This window comes from Candidatus Symbiopectobacterium sp. 'North America' (assembly GCF_015762685.1).
Lineage (GTDB): Bacteria > Pseudomonadota > Gammaproteobacteria > Enterobacterales > Enterobacteriaceae > Symbiopectobacterium.
Genome location: NZ_PEHF01000094.1, coordinates 1 through 20,586, shown reverse-complemented (window position 1 = coordinate 20,586; position 20,586 = coordinate 1). Strand labels below are relative to the sequence as shown.

The window sequence follows — 20,586 nt, the reverse complement described above, 5'->3', positions numbered from 1 at the left end:
TAACTTTCCGACTGTTACCGCAACCGCGTGTCGCTGTTGCCGTGTCAGTGGAGGCGGAGTATAGGGATTTCCGCGCAGCCTGCAATAGGTATTTTGAATAAAATTGACTGTTTGCTGAATTCCACAGCAAAACCCCGCTTTATACCCACTTTTGCACAATGTTATCCACAAGTGAGATTCTGCCTAAAATTAGACGAGCATCACGCAAACGTTTTCGCTACAATTCTCCCGCGCAAAATTACCGTACAAGAACAGAATAGGAATGCGGTTTTATCCAGATAAAGGATAAAAACAGCAAAACTTCATTCATATACTGTTCTTTTATGCCTATCCAAAGCCAAGGGATACATCACCATGTCACAACCTCGTCCTATCCGCCGCGCTTTACTCAGCGTTTCTGACAAAGCCGGTATTGTCGAATTTGCTCAGGCGCTTTATCAACGTGGCGTGGAGCTGCTATCCACTGGCGGTACTGCCCGCCTGTTGGCTGATGCGGGCTTACCCGTCACTGAAGTGTCCGACTATACGGGCTTCCCAGAGATGATGGATGGTCGCGTTAAAACCCTGCACCCGAAAGTACACGGCGGGATCCTGGGTCGTCGCAGCACGGATGAAGCCATCATGGCAGAACATGACATCAGCCCCATCGATATGGTGGTGGTAAACCTATATCCCTTCGCGCAAACGGTGGCCCGTCCCGATTGCTCACTGGCTGATGCCGTCGAAAATATCGATATTGGCGGTCCAACCATGGTGCGCTCCGCGGCCAAGAACCATAAAGATGTCACTATCGTGGTAAAAAGCAGTGACTACACTGACATCATCAATGAAATGGATGCCAATGCGCACTCTCTGACGCTGGAAACCCGCTTCAATCTGGCGATTAAAGCCTTTGAACACACCGCAGCCTACGACAGCATGATCGCCAACTACTTTGGCACGATGGTTCCTCCTTACCACGGTGAGACAGATAAGCCGGCCGGCCACTTCCCGCGCACGCTGAACCTGAACTTCATCAAGAAGCAGGACATGCGTTACGGCGAGAACAGCCATCAGCAAGCCGCCTTCTATATTGAAGAGACGCTGAAAGAGGCCTCTGTTGCGACACTAGAACAGTTGCAGGGCAAAGCGCTGTCTTACAACAATATTGCCGACACCGATGCGGCGCTGGAGTGCGTAAAAGAGTTCGCCGAACCGGCCTGCGTCATCGTGAAACACGCCAACCCCTGTGGCGTTGCTATTGGCGAGTCGATTCTGGCGGCCTACGAGCGCGCCTACAAAACCGACCCCACCTCTGCGTTTGGCGGCATCATCGCGTTTAACCGCGAATTGGACGAAGCCACCGCGCAAGCGATCATCAGTCGTCAGTTTGTAGAAGTGATCATCGCGCCCTCAGCCAGTGCAGCGGCCTTGAAAGTCACAGCGGCAAAACAGAACGTGCGCGTCCTCATTTGCGGCCAATGGCAGCAACGCATTTCCGGGCTGGATTTCAAACGCGTCAACGGCGGCCTGCTGTTACAGGATCGCGATCTGGGCATGGTTGATGCGGGTCAACTGCGCGTTGTCACAGAGCGTCAACCGACAGAAACCGAACTGCGCGATGCACTGTTCTGCTGGAAAGTCGCGAAGTTCGTCAAATCCAATGCCATCGTCTATGCCCGTGATAATATGACTGTCGGCATCGGTGCAGGACAGATGAGCCGCGTCTATTCCGCAAAAATCGCGGGAATTAAAGCCGGTGACGAAGGATTGCAGGTTGAAGGCTCCGTAATGGCCTCTGATGCGTTCTTCCCGTTCCGTGACGGTATCGATGCCGCCGCTGCCGTTGGCATTACCTGTGTGATTCAGCCGGGGGGTTCCATTCGTGATGACGAGGCTATCACCGCCGCTAACGAACACGGCATTGCCATGATCTTCAGCGACATGCGCCATTTCCGCCACTAATTCAGGATATGACACAGATGAACATTTTAATCATTGGTAATGGCGGGCGCGAACACGCGCTGGCGTGGAAAGCCGCCCAGTCGCCGCTGGCAGATAATGTCTATGTCGCGCCCGGTAATGCGGGTACGGCACGCGAATCTGCACTGCAAAACGTGGCAATCTCCGCTACCGATATTCCGGCGCTGGTTGCTTTTGCCCAGGAAAAACAGATTGGTTTGACCATCGTTGGTCCGGAAGCACCGCTGGTGATTGGCGTGGTTGATGCTTTCCGCACCGCGGGTCTGACGATTTTTGGCCCGACTCAGGCTGCTGCACAGTTAGAAGGCTCCAAGGCCTTTACCAAAGATTTCCTGGCGCGTCAGCAGATCCCCATCGCGTTCTATCAGAATTTCACCGAGGTTGAGCCTGCGCTGGCCTATATGCGCAAGCACGGCGCGCCTATCGTGATCAAGGCTGACGGCCTGGCGGCGGGCAAAGGCGTTATCGTTGCCATGACGCAGGAAGAAGCAGAAAACGCGGTTCAGGATATGCTGGCAGGCAATGCGTTTGGCGATGCCGGGCACCGTATCGTCATCGAAGAGTTTCTGGAAGGTGAAGAGGCCAGCTTTATCGTCATGGTCGACGGCGATAACGTATTGCCCATGGCCACCAGCCAGGACCACAAACGTGTGGGCGATAAAGACACCGGCCCGAACACGGGCGGTATGGGCGCATACTCTCCTGCCCCAGTGGTGACCGATGAGATCCACCAGCGCGTGATGGATCAGGTGATTTGGCCGACAGTACGCGGCATGAAGGCGGAAGGAAATACCTATACCGGTTTCCTGTATGCCGGGTTGATGATCGATGACGCGGGCCAGCCTAAGGTGATCGAATTTAACTGCCGCTTTGGCGATCCAGAGACGCAACCGATCATGATGCGCCTGCGCTCAGATCTGGTGGAGATGTGTCTGGCAGCCTGTGAAGGCAAACTGGATCAGACAACGTTCGTCTGGGATGAGCGCCCGGCGTTGGGCGTAGTGATTGCGGCAGGCGGTTACCCCGGTGACTACGCTTCCGGCGATGTCATCAGCGGCTTACCACAGGAAGAAGCGGAAGACAGTAAGGTGTTTCAGGCTGGCACCGCACTGCGTGGCGATGACGTAGTCACCAGCGGTGGACGCGTGCTGTGCGTTACCGCCTTGGGTAGCACTGTCGCACTGGCGCAGCAGAAAGCCTATGAGGTTGCCAAAGATATCCGCTGGAACGGCAGTTTCTACCGCAATGATATCGGCTACCGCGCCATTGCACGTGAGCAAAAGCAATAATGCGGGAATGATAGGTGGTATGCCCCTTCGTCGTCCTCGGCGTAGGCCGGGGACCTCTGGCAGAAGAAACGCGTTTAGCCTGTGAAAGATTCCCGCCTACGCTGGAATGACAAGGGTATGCGGGAATGACGGGTAGATTTAACCCTACTCGCTGGCAAACGGCTTCCACCGACACAAATCTTCCTCAGCCACCAGCAGCAGTTGCGTTCCCGCAGGGGCATCCAACCACGCCACGCGTAGCGTGACCTCTGGACGATGCTGCCGCTGTTCCGCTATCCATCTCAGCGAGAGCAGATCAAAATCAGGGCTGACATTCTGTCCATCACAGGTGAGCACGCGATTGCCCTGTAGCACCCCCTGACGCAATCTCACACTGCCGGTGCGCAACACCTCGCTGAGTTCCAGCACCCGCTTGGCATCAAACTGAAACAGCGCTATCTCATCGTCAGAAACGCTTTCACGCCGATCGTCGAGTTGCCGTTGCATAAAGCTCACCGTGCCGTCGTCAGCAAATCGAAGATGGAGACTTTCCGGATGGACACCACGATAACTGCGCTTTATTTCACGCAGATGGCCCTGAACAAACAGGTAACGCGTTTCCACCCCGTGACGATCGGGCCACAGGTTATCATCCTGCAACGCATTGGAGAGTGTCACTAATTGCGTGCTGTGTTGTTGGCTGTCATCCTTGTGCCACACGCGCACCACTGCACGATCGCCTACGTAACCGGTGGCGAACGTCGTTGGCGGGGGCGAGTGGCTGGAGCAGGCGGTTAGCAATCCGGCAATAGCCACCGTGACCAGCCTGCGCCACAAAAGCAAAAGGGGCGCTAACGCCCCTTTGCTTGAATCCTTCACTGGCATTCGCTTATTTAACAGCGTCTTTTAGTGCTTTGCCCGCAACAAATGCCGGGACATTCGCCGCAGCGATTTTGATTTCTTTACCCGTTTGCGGGTTGCGGCCAGTGCGCTCGTTACGATGGTTCACTTTAAACGTACCAAAACCCACTAATTGTACTGCATCGCCTGCTTTCAGAGACTCAGTTACCGCGGTCAGAGTGGCTTCTAACGCTGTTTTAGCCTGAGCCTTGGACAGGTCAGCTTTGTCTGCAATCACATCAATCAGTTGAGTCTTATTCATAAGTTATCCTTACAGTGTGTTTATCGCTTGCTTAGCATCGAGTGCGACGGATATGCTCAAAAGCACTCTCCTGCATACACGCACCGACAGCCACTTTTTTTACGCCCCCCCAAATGTAGACCAGACAGGGGGCGGATTTGAAGCCCTTCACTTGTCATTTAGGGCCTTAAATCACGTTTTATCGCCTTATTGGCCTAAATTTATGCCAATATTGCTGCTTCCCGCAGGTCGGCGCGCATCCCTTTAATCAATTCCAAATCACGCTCTTCACATGCCGCCAGCAATCGAAAAATCTCCCACTGAATATCCCATTCTTCTTCGATCGCGGGCAGCGTGTAGAGTTCTTCGTCCGTCATTTCACGGCCAGCTTGCGTCATTTCCAGCATCGTTACCGTGCGAATGGAGGTTTCGCTAATGTCAATCGCATGCTCGAGCGTGGCACCACTCAGTTGCGAATGAATCAGTTCACCCAATGCAATGCATGCGTCAATGGCCGGATAGACACCGTATAAATCGTAATCATCAGCGGAAGGAATAGCGTCTTCCCATTTCTCCAACTGGCTGTCGAAATTGACCTTGGCCTCTTTCACGACCAGCACTTCCCACACCAGATCGAGGATGCGGCGATACAGCTGCGCATCGCCAAACTCGTTCTGGCGGCAGAATTCATAATAGTTCGGATACATCCGCTCGCAAAGGCAAGCCATAAAAGTCACGTGCTGCCAGCTTTCCAGCTTCTCCAGCCGCAGGTGAATAGGATTACGTAACATCGTCGACGCTCATTATTTTTAATGGCAGGCAGTGTACCTGAAAATTTTGCCTTGCCCTATGCCTGAATTCTTAAACTTAGCGCATCCTGCCTGCATTACTGCGGATTTTCACGCAGCCAGCGTTGAAAGACTGGCCGTTGTGAGGCAACGGCGTCCGCCCAACGCGTAGGTTCGGGTAAACGATAGCCCTGCTGGCAGCGTTTTACCCACATCAGTGCGCTGTTCAGGCTAACCCGATGGCCGGTTGAGATAAACAGCGGATTACAGCGCGCCTTGCTACGCCACACCCAGCCAATCTGTTCGTCATGGTCCATCAGCGCGCTTTGGCTGCCGGGTGCTTCAGAAAGCAGGGCACTCTGACCACACAGCCGTTTTTTAGCCACGCCAATGGTCGGGACATCCACCAATAACCCAAAATGGCTGGCAACGCCCAACCGCCTGGGGTGTGAAATACCGTGCCCATCAACAAACAGCAAATCAGGCTTCTGCACCAATTGTTCCCACGCGGCCAACAGTCCAGGACACTCACGAAAAGAGAGCAATCCCGGCACATAGGTCATTACCGTCGGGATACGGGCAATCTGGTACTCAACCAGCTGAAGTGAAGGGTAGTGCAATATCGCAATCGCCGCCCGCGTCACCGTTCCCTCTTGCTCGAACCCGACATCAGCCCCGCCAATAAACGTAGGCTCGACAAAGGGTAGGCTGTCAACATGCACGATTTCCTGTGCCCGCCGTTTCTGCTCCGCTTTCAATGCTTGCGTATCCATCACCCTACTCCTTAAGGCGCGTTCAATCCTGATGATGGCGATTATTGATGGAACGGGAGCGACAACCGATGCACCGCATCCACAAAGGCACCGGCATGTTCCGGTGGCACATCCTGATGAATCCCGTGCCCCAAATTGAACACGTGACCATTCCCCTGGCCGAACGCGGTCAAAATCGTCTCAACTTCTTGCTCGATACGCGCGGGGGACGCATAGAGCATTGACGGGTCCATATTGCCTTGCAGCGCCACCTTGTCCCCAACCCTCGTCCGCGCCTCACCGATATCCGTGGTCCAATCCAGACCCAGCGCATCGCACCCTGTCGCGGCCATCGCTTCCAGCCACTGGCCGCCGCCTTTGGTAAACAGCGTCACCGGTACGCGCCGCCCCTCGTGCTCACGCAGCAAACCGTCCACAATTTTGTGCATGTAGTGCAGTGAAAACTCACGGTAATCGCGCCCGCTCAGCGCTCCGCCCCAGGTGTCGAAAATCATCACCGATTGCGCACCGGCCTTGATCTGCGCATTCAAATACAGAATCACACTGTCAGCCAGCTTATCCAGCAGCAGGTGGAGCGTCTGTGACTCAGCAAACAGCATTTTCTTGATAACCGTAAACGCTTTACTGCTGCCGCCTTCCACCATATAGGTTGCCAGCGTCCAGGGGCTGCCGGAAAAACCGATCAATGGCACCGCACTGGCCAGTTCGCGGCGAATGGTGCGAACCGCATCCATCACGTAGCCCAGATCCTGTTCAGGATCGGGAACTGGCAAGCGCGCCACATCCGCAGCGGTTCGAACCGGATGGGTAAAACGCGGCCCTTCCCCGGTTTCGAAATAGAGCCCCAATCCCATGGCATCGGGCACGGTGAGAATATCGGAAAACAGGATGGCTGCATCCAGCGCATAGCGCCGCAGCGGTTGCAGCGTGACTTCGCAAGCCAGCTCTGGATTTCTGCACAGCGACATAAAATCACCCGCTTGTGCGCGCGTTGTTTTGTACTCTGGCAGATAGCGGCCTGCCTGGCGCATCATCCATACCGGCGTAACATCAACGGGTTGGCTCAGTAGCGCGCGCAGATAGCGATCATTTTTCAGGTCTGGCATGCGGTGTCCTTTTGTCACCCTTAGAGAGGGTCAAAACGCGATAACGAAACGATTGGCCCGAAGTGTAACACGCCAGCGGCGCTATTCCTGCCCATCGCGACACAGTACCACGGTGTCCTCAATCAAACGTCTCGCGACCGTACCCGGCGGTGGGAGAATCGGCAGTTGATCGTAGCGGAACCAACCGGCATCTCTGAGTTCTTTGGGATCGTGCCGCAGGTTACCGTCGGCATACTCCGCCATGAATGCCATCATCAGCGAATGCCGGAATGGCCAAGGCTGTGAGCTGATGTAGCGCAGATTTTTAATACGAATATTGCTCTCTTCCATCACTTCACGGGCGACCGCCTGTTCGAGCGTTTCGCCCACTTCCACGAACCCCGCCAGCACAGTATACTATTGCCGCGGTGACGCTGGTGCTGCGCCAGCAAGATCTCTTCGCCACGCCGGATCGCCACGATCACACACGGGGCGATTTGCGGGTAATACCGCTCTTTACACTGCGGACACAAGCACGCCAGCTCCGTTTTGCTGTGCACCATTTTCTGCCCGCAATAGCCGCAAAACTGGTGCGAACGATAAAACTCTGCCAGTTGTACACCGCGTCCTGCCAGTTGAAACAGCGCCACGTCTTCATCCAGCAGTTGGCGTACAGAATCCATCTGCGACGTTTTCTGGTGACTGACCAGCCACACGCACTCCCCCTGCCACTCCCCTATCTGGCGTCCAACAATGCCTTCCAATCCGCACTGCGCCGCCGTGCCATGCGGGAGTTTCCCTTCGGGTAGCCACACTTGACTATCATGGCTGACCACCCACCACCCATGCTCATCACATTTTTAATGTTTGTTCCATATCTTTTCTATTACTCCACAGACACTTCACTGGCATTTTAACTGTCAGGGATATGGCAGAATTCCATCGTCACCGATTGTTCTTTCTTATCAATGCACGGAGTCAACAATGCTAAACTAATTACAAAGTCTGACTGAGTACGTTGGTGACAATAATAATGCGTTAATCGACCAATGGCTACAAGCACGCAAGCAACTTCTGATTGCCTATTACCATCTGGTCGGCATTAAGCCAAACAAAGATAAACACACCCCCACTCGATGAGCAGGCGCTGGATGATTTTTGCCACAACCTTGTGGACTATCTTTCCGCCTGCCATTTCCATGTCTATGAGCGCATCTTGCAAGAGGCAGTCGCACTGAGCGATCAAAAGCTGGCGCAAACGCACCGTCTGGCGCTGACGTTACAGGCCAACACGCAATTCATTATGGATTTCTACGACAGCAGTCTGGCGACCGCTATCGATCACGATAACTGCATTGAGTTTCAGCAAGCGCTGTCAAGCGTCGGCGAAGCCATGGCGGAACGCTTTGCTCTGGAAGATCGACTGATTCGTCTGGTCATTGATAAAGAATAACACCATCGCCCCACCTTACATTTTGACAGTGTCTCTCAGACGTCCTAAAGTATTAGCGTTTTATTAACCTCATGGTAATGGGGTTATTGCCTGGTAAACAGCCGCTGTGCTGATTATCGGGCGTATCTTGTCGGAGTGCCTAGCGTGTTTATGTCCTACATAAGCCGCAGGCTGAGACCGTTTATTCGGGATCCGCGGAACCTGATCAGGTTAAAGCCCGCGAAGGGAACAAGAGTAATCCATTCTGTTTTGTCACCGTTGTCACCGCCATAGCGCGTAAAATAGGGGACAAGGCAACCATAATTACTCCCTGCGAGCTCCAGACAAGCATTTTTCCTTAACCATAATCAGGAACATGCTATGTCTCAATCACCCGCTACAACGCCTAAAACCCCGTCTGGACGTCGCGAAAAGCGCGAAGCCGCCGAGGCGTTTATTCATAACCTGCGCGGTACCGCTTTCCCTAACTCCACGCGTATCTACCTTACCGGGTCGCGCAGTGATATCCGGGTGCCGATGCGGGAAATCGCCCTTAGCCCAACGCTGGTGGGGGGAGACAAAGACAATCCCCGCTATGAACCTAACGAAGCCGTGCCGGTGTATGACACCGCGGGGCCGTATGGCGATCCCGATTCTCAGCCGGATGTGCGTACCGGGCTCGCCAAACTGCGTGCCGATTGGATTGCAGAACGTAACGACACCGAGCCGCTTTCCGGCGTCAGTTCCCGTTTTACCCAGCAGCGATTGGCGGATGCCGGATTGGATCACCTGCGCTTTGAACAGTTACCGCAACCCAAACGCGCCCAGTCAGGCAAATGCGTCACGCAGTTGCACTATGCGCGCCAAGGGATCATCACGCCGGAAATGGAGTTTATCGCCATCCGCGAGAACATGGGACGTGAGCGCATTCGCAGCGAAGTGCTGCGCCACCAGCATCCGGGGCAAAGCTTTGGCGCGATCCTGCCGGACAACATCACCCCGGAATTTGTACGTCAGGAAGTCGCCGCAGGCCGAGCCATCATTCCGTCCAACATCAATCACCCCGAATCTGAACCGATGATTATCGGGCGCAATTTTCTGGTCAAGGTGAACGCTAACATCGGCAACTCGGCGGTCACCTCGTCTATCGAGGAAGAGGTGGAAAAGCTGGTCTGGTCCACGCTGTGGGGGGCCGATACGGTGATGGATCTCTCCACCGGACGCTATATTCACGAAACCCGCGAGTGGATACTGCGCAACAGCCCGGTGCCGATTGGTACCGTTCCTATTTATCAGGCGCTGGAGAAGGTCAACGGCGTGGCGGAAAATCTCACGTGGGAAATGTTCCGCGATACGCTGCTTGAGCAAGCAGAGCAAGGGGTTGATTACTTCACCATTCACGCAGGGGTGCTGCTGCGCTATGTGCCGATGACCGCACAGCGCCTGACCGGCATCGTATCACGCGGCGGCTCCATCATGGCGAAGTGGTGCCTGTCGCACCATCAGGAGAACTTCCTCTACGTCCACTTCCGTGAAATCTGCGAGATTTGTGCGGCCTACGATGTTGCCCTGTCGCTGGGCGATGGCTTGCGTCCCGGCTCCATTCAGGATGCCAACGATCAGGCGCAATTTGCCGAGCTGCATACCCTGGGCGAGCTGACCAAAATCGCCTGGGAGTATGACGTACAAGTGATGATTGAAGGGCCGGGGCATGTGCCGATGCAGATGATTCGCCGCAACATGACTGAAGAGCTGGAGCACTGCCACGAAGCGCCGTTCTATACATTGGGGCCGCTGACCACCGATATCGCTCCCGGTTATGACCACTTCATTTCAGGTATCGGGGCCGCGATGATTGGCTGGTTCGGTTGCGCCATGCTCTGCTACGTTACGCCGAAAGAACACCTTGGGCTGCCCAACAAAGAGGATGTAAAGCAGGGGCTTATCACCTACAAGATCGCCGCACATGCAGCCGATCTGGCGAAAGGACATCCCGGTGCGCAGATCCGCGATAACGCCATGTCCAAAGCGCGCTTTGAGTTTCGTTGGGAAGACCAGTTCAATCTGGCGCTCGACCCGACAACCGCACGCGCCTATCACGATGAAACCCTGCCGCAAGAATCCGGCAAAGTTGCACACTTCTGTTCCATGTGTGGCCCGAAATTCTGCTCGATGAAAATTTCGCAGGAAGTGCGTGAATACGCAGCGAAAAATCCTACCCCCGCCGTGGAAGCGCAGCCGATAGAAGTCGGCATGGCAGAGATGTCGGCCCAGTTCCGAGTGCGCGGCAGTGAGCTCTATCACAGTGCCACGACGCTGCTCGGGGAGGAAGCCAAATGAATCCGGCATTTCCCGCGACCGCACCCCAGCTCGGGCTTTATCCGGTAGTGGACAGCGTGACCTGGATCGAGCGCCTGCTCGGTGCTGGCGTAAAAACCATCCAGTTACGCATTAAGGACAAAACCGCAGAACAAGCTGAGACCGCCATCATGCAGGCCATCCCGCTCGGGCAGGATTATAAGGCACGCTTGTTTATTAACGATTTTTGGCAACTGGCCGTCAAACATCGGGCATACGGCGTGCATTTGGGTCAGGAGGATCTGGATAGCGCCGATCTGGATGCAATCCGCAATGCGGGGCTACGTTTGGGGATTTCAACCCACGACGACGTGGAACTGGCTCGCGCCGTAGCGCTCAAACCGTCTTATATCGCCCTAGGGCATATCTTCCCGACACAAACCAAAGAGATGCCCTCCGCCCCGCAGGGCGTGAGCGAATTGAAGCGTCACATTGATGCGCTACAAGGGCGTTTCCCTACCGTGGCCATCGGCGGCATCAGTATTGACCGCGTGCCGAGCGTTCTGGCAACCGGCGTCGGCAGTATTGCAGTGGTCAGCGCAATCACGCAGACCGCCGACTGGCGCCAGGCCACCGCCACCTTGCTCAGCCTGATTGAAAATCAGGAGGGTCATGATGCTTAACGATTCGGCACTGAGCGATCAAGAGTTCTTACGCTACAGCCGTCAATTGCTGCTAGAAGATATCGGCCCGGAAGGACAAGAAAGGCTGAAAAAATCCCGCGTGCTGCTGGTCGGCATGGGCGGGTTAGGCACGCCCGCCGCGCTCTATCTCGCTGCCGCAGGAGTCGGTACCTTGACGATCGCCGATGACGACCAACTGCATATTTCCAATCTACAACGGCAAATCCTCTACCGCACGCAGGATATTTCTCGCCCCAAAGCCACGCTCGCCAAACAGCAGCTCTTGGCACTCAACCCGTTAACCGAGGTAGTAACGCTCACCGAGCGTCTGGCGGGAGAAACACTACGCAGCGCCGTTCAACAGGTCGATCTGGTGCTAGATTGCAGTGATAACATGACCACACGCCACGCGATTAACGCCGCTTGCGTTCAGCAGCAAACGCCGCTGGTCAGCGGTAGTGCAGTTGGCTTTAGCGGACAACTGCTGGTGCTAACGCCCCCCTATCCGCACGGCTGTTACGCCTGTCTCTATCCAGAAGCGACAGAACCACAGCGCAACTGCCGCACCGCCGGTGTACTCGGCCCGGTGGTCGGGGTCATCGGCACACTTCAGGCACTGGAAGCCATCAAGCTACTGGCGGGGTTGCCTTCCGCACTCAGCGGCAAGCTGCGCCTGTTTGATGGCAAGCAACAGAGCTGGAAAACCTTTCAGTTAAGCCGCTCGGCATGCTGTCCGGTCTGTAGGGGTATCGCGGCATGAACATCACGCTGAACGACACCCCTATGGCGTGCGATGAAGGCACCACGGTGGAAACCCTGCTGGCGGGGTTGGGTCGCTTACAGCCGGGTACCGCGCTGGCGATAAACCAGACCATTGTGCCGCGTGACGAATGGGCAACACGGCCCGTTTGCTCAGGCGACGATATTCTTCTTTTTCAGGCTATCGCAGGGGGTTGATATGTTGCAGATTACCGATACTCGCTTTTCTTCCCGGTTATTAACCGGAACGGGTAAATTCGCCACCGCCGAACTGATGCACGCGGCGTTGCAGGCCTCGGGTTCTCAATTAGTCACGCTCGCTATGAAACGTGTTGACCTGAAAACCGGTAATGACGCCATTTTCGCACCGCTCAAGCAGCTTGGCGTGAAACTGCTGCCCAACACCTCGGGAGTGAAAACCGCAGATGAGGCGGTGTTCGCCGCACGACTGGCGCGTGAAGCGCTGGGCACATACTGGCTGAAACTGGAAATTCACCCCGATGCAAAATACCTGTTGCCCGACCCGATTGAAACCCTACGCGCCGCTGAGCGCCTGGTCAAAGAGGGATTTGTGGTACTGCCTTACTGCAGCGCGGACCCGGTGCTGTGCAAACGGCTGGAAGAGGCGGGTTGCGCTGCCGTGATGCCGTTGGGTGCGCCCATCGGCTCCAATCAGGGGCTGCAAACCCGCGATTTCCTGCGCATCATTATTGAACAGGCTACGGTACCCGTCGTGGTTGATGCTGGTATTGGTGCACCCAGCCATGCCACTGAGGCGCTGGAGATGGGGGCCGATGCGGTGCTGGTTAACACGGCCATTGCCGTGGCGCGCGACCCAGTGCAGATGGCCCACGCCTTTCGTTTAGCGGTGGAAGCGGGCGAACGGGCACGCCAGGCCGGACTAGGTCAACGCCAACAGGTAGCAATCGCCACCAGCCCGTTGACCGGTTTTCTTCATCAGATAAGGTCGGAGGCGCAATCATGACGTACGCTTTTCGTACTCGTTGGGAGCAGCTCTATTGGGATTCCATCACGCTCGATATTAACAGCAAAACCGCCCACGATGTGGAACGGGCTCTCACGGCAACCACGCTCTCCCGTGACGATATGATGGCACTGCTTTCCCCGGCAGCGCTGCACTATCTGGAACCGCTGGCTGCACGAGCTCAGCAGCTGACCCGACAACGCTTCGGTAATACCGTGAGCTTTTATGTTCCACTCTACCTGTCAAACCTGTGCGCCAATGACTGCACCTACTGTGGTTTCTCCATGAGCAACCACATCAAGCGCAAGACACTGAACCAAGAGGAAATCCTGCGTGAAATCGCCGCCATCAAAGCGCTGGGGTTTGACAATCTGCTGCTGGTCACGGGGGAGCATCAACGTAAAGTCGGCATGGATTATTTTCGCGACATGTTGCCACTGATTCGGCCACACTTCAGCGCGCTAATGATGGAAGTACAACCGATGGCGCAGGAGGATTACGCGGAGCTGAAAAGGCTGGGGCTGGACGGCGTGATGGCCTATCAGGAAACCTACCATCCGGTAACCTATCAGAAGCATCACCTGCGCGGCAACAAACAGGATTTCCATTGGCGCCTGGACACACCGGATCGCTTGGGCAGCGCCGGGATCGACAAGATCGGGCTCGGCGCGTTGATCGGCTTATCGCGCAGTTGGCGCACTGACTGCTATATGGTGGCGGAGCATCTGCTGTATTTGCAGCAAACCTACTGGCAAAGTCGTTACTCCATCTCCTTTCCGCGTTTGCGGCCCTGTGCGGGGGGGATCACACCCGCTTCGATCATGGATGAAGCGCAGTTACTGCAAGTGATTTGCGCGTTCCGCCTGTTGGCACCCGACGTGGAATTGTCGCTATCCACCCGAGAATCCCCCTATTTTCGCGATAACGTGGTGCCTATTGCTATCAACAGCGTTAGTGCATTTTCCAAAACGCAGCCGGGAGGCTATGCAGACGATCGTTCCGAATTGGAGCAATTTTCCCCCCATGATAATCGCCGCCCGGAAGCCGTCGCACAGGCGATCGCGCAGGCCGGTCTGCAACCGGTATGGAAAGACTGGGATGGGTATTTGGGAAGGCAATCGCATCATCAACATAACGCGGGATAAAGGGGCGAATAGTGCCATAATTCGGCGATAAAACGGCCAAACCATGCACCCTCTGTTTATCTTTCGCTACGTAAAGTGATGATGTTGACGACCTCGATGCGTCGACCAAAACCGAATTGTTCCATTCGGTTTTGCCCCCCGCTGCCGATACAGGGTGGCGCTATCTCCCTGTATCGGCCCTTCTTCGACATGCACCTAGTGGCCGCTCACCGTATCTTCTTGCAGCAGGTGTTCTGCCTGCTCGCCAATCACGCGTAGCATCTGCTGCATCTCATCGGTTAACAGCAGACCGTAGTGCACGCGCATACAGTTGCGGTATTTGCCGGACGCAGAGAACAACGAGCCAGAGGCTATCTGAATACCGGACTGGCGTAGCAAGCTATTCAGCCGCAACGTATCGAAGGTTTCAGGAAACTCAATCCACATCAGAAACCCGCCTTGCGGTCGGCTGACACAGATTCCGCAGGGAAAATAGCGCCGCACCCAGCAGGTGAACGTATCGAGATTGCTTTTGTAATAGGCACGCATCCGACGCACGTGGGGCTGATAGTGGCCCTGACGGATAAACTCCGCCACGGCTAACTGGGTATGGGTAACGGCATAGCCCGTGCTGGTGTATTTGTTGTGTAGCACGCGCTCCAGATAGCGTCCGGGTGCAATCCATCCCACACGCAACCTAGGAGCCAAACTTTTGGAAAATGAGCTGCACAGCAGCACTCTGCCATCGTTATCAAAGGATTTGATGGTTCGCGGCCGTGGATACTCATACGCCAACTCGCCGTAAGCGTCATCTTCAATGATGGCAATATCAAACTGCTGTGTTCCAGCACGATCAGCGCCTTCTTGCGCGCATCCGGCATATAAAAACCAAGTGGATTATTGCAGCTAGGCACCAGCATAACCGCTTTTATCGGCCACTGCTCCAGCGCCAGCTGCAAGGCTTCCAGGCTGATGCCCGTCACAGCATCGGTGGGAATTTCCACCACTTTGATCCCCAAACCACGCAGCGTTTGCAGCGTGCCGGGAAAGGTGGGTGACTCTACCGCCACAATATCCCCTTCCCGACACAGGGAACGCAATGCGTTGAACAACGCCTCCTGGCAGCCAGTGGTGATCACGATATCTTCTGCCACCAACTGGCAATCGCTGTCCAGCGCGCCATACATATTGCCGTAATTCAATACCGGCAGGTCTTGTCGCTGACAAAAGCGCGTCAGGGATTTCCATAAAGGTTTAATCGAGGACTGGCTGACATCCGGCCCGCCACCGCCCAGGTTGTACAGGTTACGTTCCGGATTGGAGTTTAACAGCTCTCGCACCGAGTCCCATTGGCTGATTTCTACCGGACGCTGCGCAGGACGGGTTAAGCCCGGCACTGGCGGATGCGCCTTGCGCGGCGCAACGTAATAGCCAGAACGGGGCTGTGGCAAAATAAGCTGTTGGGATTCCAGCACATGGTAGGCCTGCTGTACGGTGCTGATGCTGACGCTATGTTCCTGACTAAGCGTGCGCACAGAGGGCAGACGCTCACCGTTTTGGTACAACCCCTGTTCAATGCGCTGAGCCAACAGCGCTGCGAGATGCTGGTAACGTGTCATAAGTATCCTTGTTGCACTATGCGTCAGCGAAAAAACCAGTACACATAGAGACAAAACAGGCCATTCAGTTGCAATATGGCCCGACCTGTATGCTTTAAAAAGCGATTTTCTGAGGCTGTATCCTCATCGTATTCACCTTCATCATAAACAGTATCTTGAGGAGAAGGAGAGCGCAATGAACCAGTGGAGAAGCAGTTGTAAAACAGCAATAACACGGAGTATTGATATCACAATCCGTACCCCGTTTCGGTGGTGGTGTCACTGGCTAAAACTCCGCACCACACTGCGTGAACTGCGTCGACTCAATGATGCTAAGCTCAAAGACATTGGCCTCACTGCTCACGATGTCGACCGCTTTCGCTAAACAGAAGTTCCGAACGGACGGGTTGAGTGCGATCGGGTTTACAACATCCATCCAGTATAATTCTATGTCCCGGCGTTACTCTCTCAGCCATGCGCATGGCGTTAACTCAACCCGAATGACATCATCATGCGTAAGTTCGCCATTTGGTTACTATTGACGGCCCTATCCGCTCTCGCTCTGAGCATTTATACGCTGCAACAGCAGTATGGAAGAACACAGCGCCGAGTTCCGCATCCTTTATCGTGATGTGGCACTCAAACTCTCTCAGCATGATGTCATCCTGACGCTGCTTTCCGCCGCCAGCGATCCCGAGAGGGTCAAAAAAGCGTTTCCCCAAATTTTTATCTTAAAAACACGCTCACCGGAATACAGTGCTACCGAGCCGCAACTGGCGGGCAATGGCACCTATTGGCTAAACGGCCAGCACGTCTCGTTGCTGATCGACCTCAAGCAGGTACTCAGCGCACTGCCGCAGAGTAATGCATTCCGTACCCTGAGTTTGTATTTGCATGACACCCCTCTGCTGGTGCTTGGTGATGCAACGACAACGCCTTACTAGCAGTGGCATAAAGCGGTGGTGGGCGATTCGCAGCCGTTTGAGCTTTCAGCAGGAAACGATCCCGACTGGCGCCATCTGCCCTGGATCAGCATGCTGTTGTTTGCTCTACTCTGGGCGATCGTCGTAGAGTTTGTCAGCCGCTATCTGATGTATAAACGTCAACGTGTGCTGGCGGATTTACGTGCACAGTTTTCCGAACTCACCCGGCTCAATACCATGGGGGAGATTACCGCCGGTATGGTGCACGAACTGAACCACCGCTTACTGCGATTCTGAGTTACAACCAAACCGCCCTGAGTTTGCTGAAACAAGAAAAGAGCGCGGAGATTGCCCCTCTGCTCGACGCCGCCGTCGTGCAAACCAAACGGATCAGCGCCCTACTCACCGATTTACGCCAAAAAATGCACAGCGACCACGTTCCCTTACAGCCGGTCAATCTGAAGCTTGTCTGGTCACGGGTGCTGATGCTGCTGGAAAACGAGTTGCAGGCCGGGAAACTGAAAATCATCAACAAAATCCCCGATGACCTGCCACCGTTTCTCGCCGCACCTCAGTGGGTTGAGCAAATTCTGCATAACCTGCTGATCAATGCGATCCAGGCACAGCAAAATAGCGCCTCTAAATAGGCATGGGTTGAGATCGCTGCGCACCCGATAGAAAAGGGCATTACACTGACCCTAACTGACGGTGGACCGGGTTTATCTGAGCAGGCGCTACAGAATGTCTTTCTACCCTTTTTCACTACTCGACAGGGGGGACTAGGGCTCGGGATGGCACTGACTCAAACGTTGGTTCAGGGTCTCAACGGCGACATCAGCGCAGAAAATGTCGCTGGCAGCGGGGCCCGATTCATACTGTGGTTTCCTTTCAACGCAGAGGAGCAGGACCAATGACGCTGTGTATTTATCTGATTGACGATGATGACGCTATTCGAAATTCACTCAGTGCATTGCTGGCGACCGTCGGATGGCACACACAACCCTATGCCAGCATTGCTGATTTTGAACAGCATCACAGCGACTGGCGCTCACTGCACGGCTGTCTGCTGCTCGATATTCGTATGCCAGGCAAAACAGGGCTAACCCTGTTAGAAGAGTGGCAACAATGCGGCACGGATATCCCCGTCATCATCATGACAGGTCATGGCAATATCAATTTGTGCCGACGTGCCTTTAAAAGTGGTGCCTTCGAGTTTTTGACCAAGCCCATCGATGCGGATCTGCTGCTCGAAACGGTTTCTGGCGCGATGACACAGTTTCAAACGCAGGCCAACCAGCCACACAGTTACGGGATAAGGTCAATACGCTTTCCGCGCGCGAACATGAAGTGATGGAGCTGATGATGGAGGGAAAATCGAACAAAGAGATCGCCAAAGATCTGGAACTCTCAGCCCGCACCGTGGAGGCACACCGCGCCAATCTGTTCGCCAAACTGGAAATAAACTCGCTGGCAAAATTGATAAAACTGTATGGCAGGCAATCACTTATCGATAAAACTCCGTAAAATTACGCAGTGGTTTGAGTAATCAAGCGAATGGTTCCTTCCAGAGGCTCTGGTTACGCTGTCCTTGTCGCATACCTACCAAGGACCACAGGAGCCAGAATATAATGAAACGTCTTCTTATCACCACCCTGCTTTTCAGCGGCATTACCGCCTTTCCCAGCTTTGCCAATGGCGTGTTAAGCGAAAAAAATCTTTCTTTGGCGCTGGCAGAACAGCTGGCACAACATGCTATCCAGTCGTGCAGTGCTAAGAATGTGAACGTGGTGGTAATCATCGTCGATCGTGCTGGCGTAGTGAAGTTGGCCAAACGCATGGACAACGCCGGCCCGCATACCCTCGAAGCCAGCCGAATGAAGGCGTTTACCGCACTCACCACGAAAGCCCCCACGGAAAACGTGATGAAAAACGCCCAAGCTAATGCTGAAGCGCAAAATCTGCGTGATATTTCAGGCTTTTTATTGCTGGCGGGTGGCGTGCCGGTAAAAGTGGGGGATCAAACCATTGGGGCGATTGGCATTGGTGACGCGCCCTCGGGCAGTATCGACCAACAGTGTGCGTTAAATGTGATCGAGGCGGTTAAAGCCCAACTTAGCGCAAAATAATGGGAGAGACCGTAACGTACAGCACTATCGCGTTACGGTCTTTATTCGCTCTTAATCCGTTGATTGCGGCTTCATACTCATACCGACCACGGCAGAGATCAGGCACCCTATCGCCAGATAACCCGCAACGCCGTACCAGGCACCGGAGAACCCGGTCACCAGCAACACGGCGATAAACGGCGTAAAGCCACCGCCCACCACGCTCGCGACTTGATAACCCACGCCTGCACCGCTATAGTGGTAGGCGGTACCAAACAGTTCGGTAAACATCGGCTGCTGTACACTGACGATCATATCATGCGCGACATTCGCCAGCAGAATAGCGAACAGCAGGATCAGCACCGTGTTGTGATGCTCCAACGCGATAAAGAACGGCACTGCACTGGCCGCACCGATCAGCGCTCCGGTGACATAGATACGACGACGGCCGAAGCTGTCCGCCAGCCAGGCGAAAGCAGGAATAGAGAAACAGCTGATTGCCCCCACCAGCAGAGCGATATTCAGGAACATATCGCGCGACAGGCCGAGATGTGCGGTTGAGTAGTTCAACGCAAAGGCCGTAACGATATACATCGTCAACAGTTCGCCAAGGCGTAGGGCAATGATCAGTAGAAATGCTTTTGGATGTTTACGCAATGCTTCAAAAATAGGGAACGAGCGAAGTTTGTTGGCGCGCTCTTGCAGCGTTTTATTGGCTTCAAACTCTTGGGATTCATCCATGCCGTTACGCACCCACCAGGCAATGGCAACCAGTATCAGGCTGAACAGGAACGGCAATCGCCAGCCCCAGGTGACAAACTCCTCGTTGGTCGTCCAATGACTGACGACAGAAATAGATCCTGTCGCCAGCAACAAGCCAACACCATAACCGACCTGCACGCCGCTACTGTAAAAGGCTTTTTTCTTCTTCGGCGCGCTTTCTACCGCAAGCAACGTTGCACCGCCCCACTCGCCGCCGACATCAAACCCTTGAATGGCGCGCAGGGTGACCAGCAGCACCGGAGCCCACCAGCCGATAGACGCAAATGAAGGCAATAGACCAATTAACGCGGGGGCGATCCCCATCATCCACACGGTGATCATCAGCATACGTTTACGACCTAAACGATCGCAGAAGTGACCAAACACCATGCCGCCCAGCGGGCCGAACAAGAAGCCAACGCCAAAAGTCCCAAATGCCGCCAACGTGCCCATGGTAGGGCTTATCTGTGGGAAAAATTCGGTGTTAAACACTAAAGCAGCAACTATTCCGTACAGTAAAAAATCATACCAGTCGACAACTGCACCGACAAAACTTCTCCAGGCGGCACGGTGCGCCCGGTTATGTGTATGGCTTTCAGGCAGAGATTGTGAGCTATTCTGGTTTGCTGCGCTATCGCTCTGCGGCGACATTGGTGTGCTTGTGCTGTTCATGTTTGTCTCGTTATTTTAAATTTACACAACTATACACTAAATATTACTCAGAAGAAATTCATATCATGGTTACAAAAGTATGCTTAAGAAGTATGCGTGACGAAGGGGAGCAAGTCTGCTTTTTTTCTGTGTGCTCGCAGGCTGAGAGATAAAATCTATGGTCCCCCCCGTTTTTGCAACACTGATTTTCGATTGATGTTGGGCTTGCTTAAATCTATCCGGCGTCTT

At 54.5% G+C, this 20,586-nt stretch carries 22 protein-coding genes, 3 pseudogenes and 1 riboswitch; of the genes and pseudogenes, 17 read left to right on the top strand and 8 right to left on the bottom strand.

The features are described 5' to 3' along the window. Positions 1–354 precede the first annotated feature (354 nt). Positions 355–1,944, top strand: a complete 1,590-nt coding sequence (purH, locus tag CS369_RS19860; RefSeq protein WP_196908406.1) for a bifunctional phosphoribosylaminoimidazolecarboxamide formyltransferase/IMP cyclohydrolase — start codon at positions 355–357, stop codon at positions 1,942–1,944. A gap of 17 nt (positions 1,945–1,961) precedes the next feature. Then, the gene (gene purD / locus CS369_RS19855) at positions 1,962–3,251 is read left to right on the top strand and encodes a phosphoribosylamine--glycine ligase (RefSeq protein ID WP_196908405.1); all 1,290 of its coding nucleotides are present in this window, start codon (positions 1,962–1,964) and stop codon (positions 3,249–3,251) included. Between the two features lie 144 nt (positions 3,252–3,395). Here the strand turns inward: purD and CS369_RS19850 are convergent, their stop codons facing one another. From CS369_RS19850 to nudC, 6 genes and pseudogenes are all read right to left on the bottom strand, one after another. After that, entirely contained in the window at positions 3,396–4,115 is a 720-nt protein-coding gene (locus CS369_RS19850) for a DUF1481 domain-containing protein (protein ID WP_196908404.1), read from the bottom strand. A 4-nt stretch (positions 4,116–4,119) separates the two neighbouring features. Then, positions 4,120–4,392, bottom strand: a complete 273-nt coding sequence (gene hupA, locus CS369_RS19845; RefSeq protein WP_196908403.1) for a nucleoid-associated protein HU-alpha — start codon at positions 4,390–4,392, stop codon at positions 4,120–4,122. Between the two features lie 200 nt (positions 4,393–4,592). Beyond that, positions 4,593–5,162, bottom strand: coding sequence for a DUF416 family protein (locus CS369_RS19840; protein WP_196908402.1), 570 nt, complete (start codon positions 5,160–5,162; stop codon positions 4,593–4,595). 95 nt (positions 5,163–5,257) lie between these two features. Next, positions 5,258–5,935, bottom strand: a complete 678-nt coding sequence (nfi, locus tag CS369_RS19835; RefSeq protein ID WP_196908401.1) for a deoxyribonuclease V — start codon at positions 5,933–5,935, stop codon at positions 5,258–5,260. 38 nt (positions 5,936–5,973) lie between these two features. Then, positions 5,974–7,038: a uroporphyrinogen decarboxylase gene (hemE, locus tag CS369_RS19830; RefSeq protein ID WP_196908400.1), complete on the bottom strand. Its 1,065-nt coding sequence runs from the start codon at positions 7,036–7,038 to the stop codon at positions 5,974–5,976. An 81-nt stretch (positions 7,039–7,119) separates the two neighbouring features. Next, positions 7,120–7,853, bottom strand: a pseudogene (gene nudC / locus CS369_RS19825) (NAD(+) diphosphatase). A gap of 169 nt (positions 7,854–8,022) precedes the next feature. Here nudC and rsd point away from each other — a divergent pair. From rsd to thiH, 7 genes and pseudogenes are all read left to right on the top strand, one after another. Next, positions 8,023–8,470 (top strand): annotated as a pseudogene (gene rsd, locus CS369_RS19820) (sigma D regulator). A 121-nt stretch (positions 8,471–8,591) separates the two neighbouring features. Further along, positions 8,592–8,715: riboswitch (TPP riboswitch) on the top strand. A gap of 115 nt (positions 8,716–8,830) precedes the next feature. Further along, positions 8,831–10,789: a phosphomethylpyrimidine synthase ThiC gene (gene thiC / locus CS369_RS19815; protein WP_244665124.1), complete on the top strand. Its 1,959-nt coding sequence runs from the start codon at positions 8,831–8,833 to the stop codon at positions 10,787–10,789. Next, positions 10,786–11,430, top strand: a complete 645-nt coding sequence (thiE, locus tag CS369_RS19810; protein ID WP_196908399.1) for a thiamine phosphate synthase — start codon at positions 10,786–10,788, stop codon at positions 11,428–11,430. The genes thiC and thiE overlap by 4 nt, the downstream gene beginning before the upstream one ends. After that, positions 11,420–12,190: a HesA/MoeB/ThiF family protein gene (locus tag CS369_RS19805; RefSeq protein ID WP_244665123.1), complete on the top strand. Its 771-nt coding sequence runs from the start codon at positions 11,420–11,422 to the stop codon at positions 12,188–12,190. The genes thiE and CS369_RS19805 overlap by 11 nt, the downstream gene beginning before the upstream one ends. Beyond that, a complete protein-coding gene (thiS, locus tag CS369_RS19800) occupies positions 12,187–12,387 on the top strand; it encodes a sulfur carrier protein ThiS (protein ID WP_196908398.1) in 201 nt (66 codons plus the stop codon). The genes CS369_RS19805 and thiS overlap by 4 nt, the downstream gene beginning before the upstream one ends. 1 nt (position 12,388) lies before the next feature. After that, complete coding sequence (locus CS369_RS19795) at positions 12,389–13,174, top strand: thiazole synthase (RefSeq protein WP_196908397.1); 786 nt, start codon at positions 12,389–12,391, stop codon at positions 13,172–13,174. Further along, positions 13,171–14,319 (top strand): 2-iminoacetate synthase ThiH, encoded by a 1,149-nt coding sequence (thiH, locus tag CS369_RS19790; protein ID WP_196908396.1) that lies wholly within the window; start codon positions 13,171–13,173, stop codon positions 14,317–14,319. The genes CS369_RS19795 and thiH overlap by 4 nt, the downstream gene beginning before the upstream one ends. A gap of 195 nt (positions 14,320–14,514) precedes the next feature. Here the strand turns inward: thiH and CS369_RS19785 are convergent. After that, positions 14,515–15,917, bottom strand: a pseudogene (locus tag CS369_RS19785) (PLP-dependent aminotransferase family protein). Between the two features lie 175 nt (positions 15,918–16,092). Between CS369_RS19785 and CS369_RS19780 the strand changes: the two are divergent. From CS369_RS19780 to CS369_RS19765, 8 genes are all read left to right on the top strand, one after another. Further along, positions 16,093–16,281 carry a DUF1127 domain-containing protein gene (locus tag CS369_RS19780; protein ID WP_196908395.1) on the top strand — a complete coding sequence of 63 codons (189 nt, stop codon included), beginning with the start codon at positions 16,093–16,095 and terminating at the stop codon, positions 16,279–16,281. 205 nt (positions 16,282–16,486) lie between these two features. Further along, positions 16,487–16,840 carry a hypothetical protein gene (locus CS369_RS24100; RefSeq protein ID WP_244665122.1) on the top strand — a complete coding sequence of 118 codons (354 nt, stop codon included), beginning with the start codon at positions 16,487–16,489 and terminating at the stop codon, positions 16,838–16,840. A 15-nt stretch (positions 16,841–16,855) separates the two neighbouring features. Continuing rightward, entirely contained in the window at positions 16,856–17,116 is a 261-nt protein-coding gene (locus tag CS369_RS24095; protein ID WP_244665121.1) for a hypothetical protein, read from the top strand. A 23-nt stretch (positions 17,117–17,139) separates the two neighbouring features. Further along, positions 17,140–17,466 (top strand): hypothetical protein, encoded by a 327-nt coding sequence (locus tag CS369_RS24090; protein ID WP_244665120.1) that lies wholly within the window; start codon positions 17,140–17,142, stop codon positions 17,464–17,466. Positions 17,467–17,478: 12 nt separating this feature from the next. Further along, positions 17,479–17,733: an ATP-binding protein gene (locus tag CS369_RS24085; RefSeq protein WP_280514834.1), complete on the top strand. Its 255-nt coding sequence runs from the start codon at positions 17,479–17,481 to the stop codon at positions 17,731–17,733. Then, positions 17,730–18,170 (top strand): response regulator transcription factor, encoded by a 441-nt coding sequence (locus tag CS369_RS19770; RefSeq protein ID WP_374191091.1) that lies wholly within the window; start codon positions 17,730–17,732, stop codon positions 18,168–18,170. The genes CS369_RS24085 and CS369_RS19770 overlap by 4 nt, the downstream gene beginning before the upstream one ends. Before the next feature lie 8 nt (positions 18,171–18,178). After that, positions 18,179–18,343, top strand: coding sequence for a LuxR C-terminal-related transcriptional regulator (locus tag CS369_RS25340; RefSeq protein ID WP_374191090.1), 165 nt, complete (start codon positions 18,179–18,181; stop codon positions 18,341–18,343). A gap of 104 nt (positions 18,344–18,447) precedes the next feature. Next, positions 18,448–18,945: a heme-binding protein gene (locus tag CS369_RS19765; RefSeq protein ID WP_196908394.1), complete on the top strand. Its 498-nt coding sequence runs from the start codon at positions 18,448–18,450 to the stop codon at positions 18,943–18,945. A 51-nt stretch (positions 18,946–18,996) separates the two neighbouring features. Here CS369_RS19765 and shiA read toward each other — a convergent pair whose 3' ends face one another. Then, positions 18,997–20,358, bottom strand: coding sequence for a shikimate transporter (gene shiA, locus CS369_RS19760; protein ID WP_196908393.1), 1,362 nt, complete (start codon positions 20,356–20,358; stop codon positions 18,997–18,999). Positions 20,359–20,586: the final 228 nt, after the last annotated feature.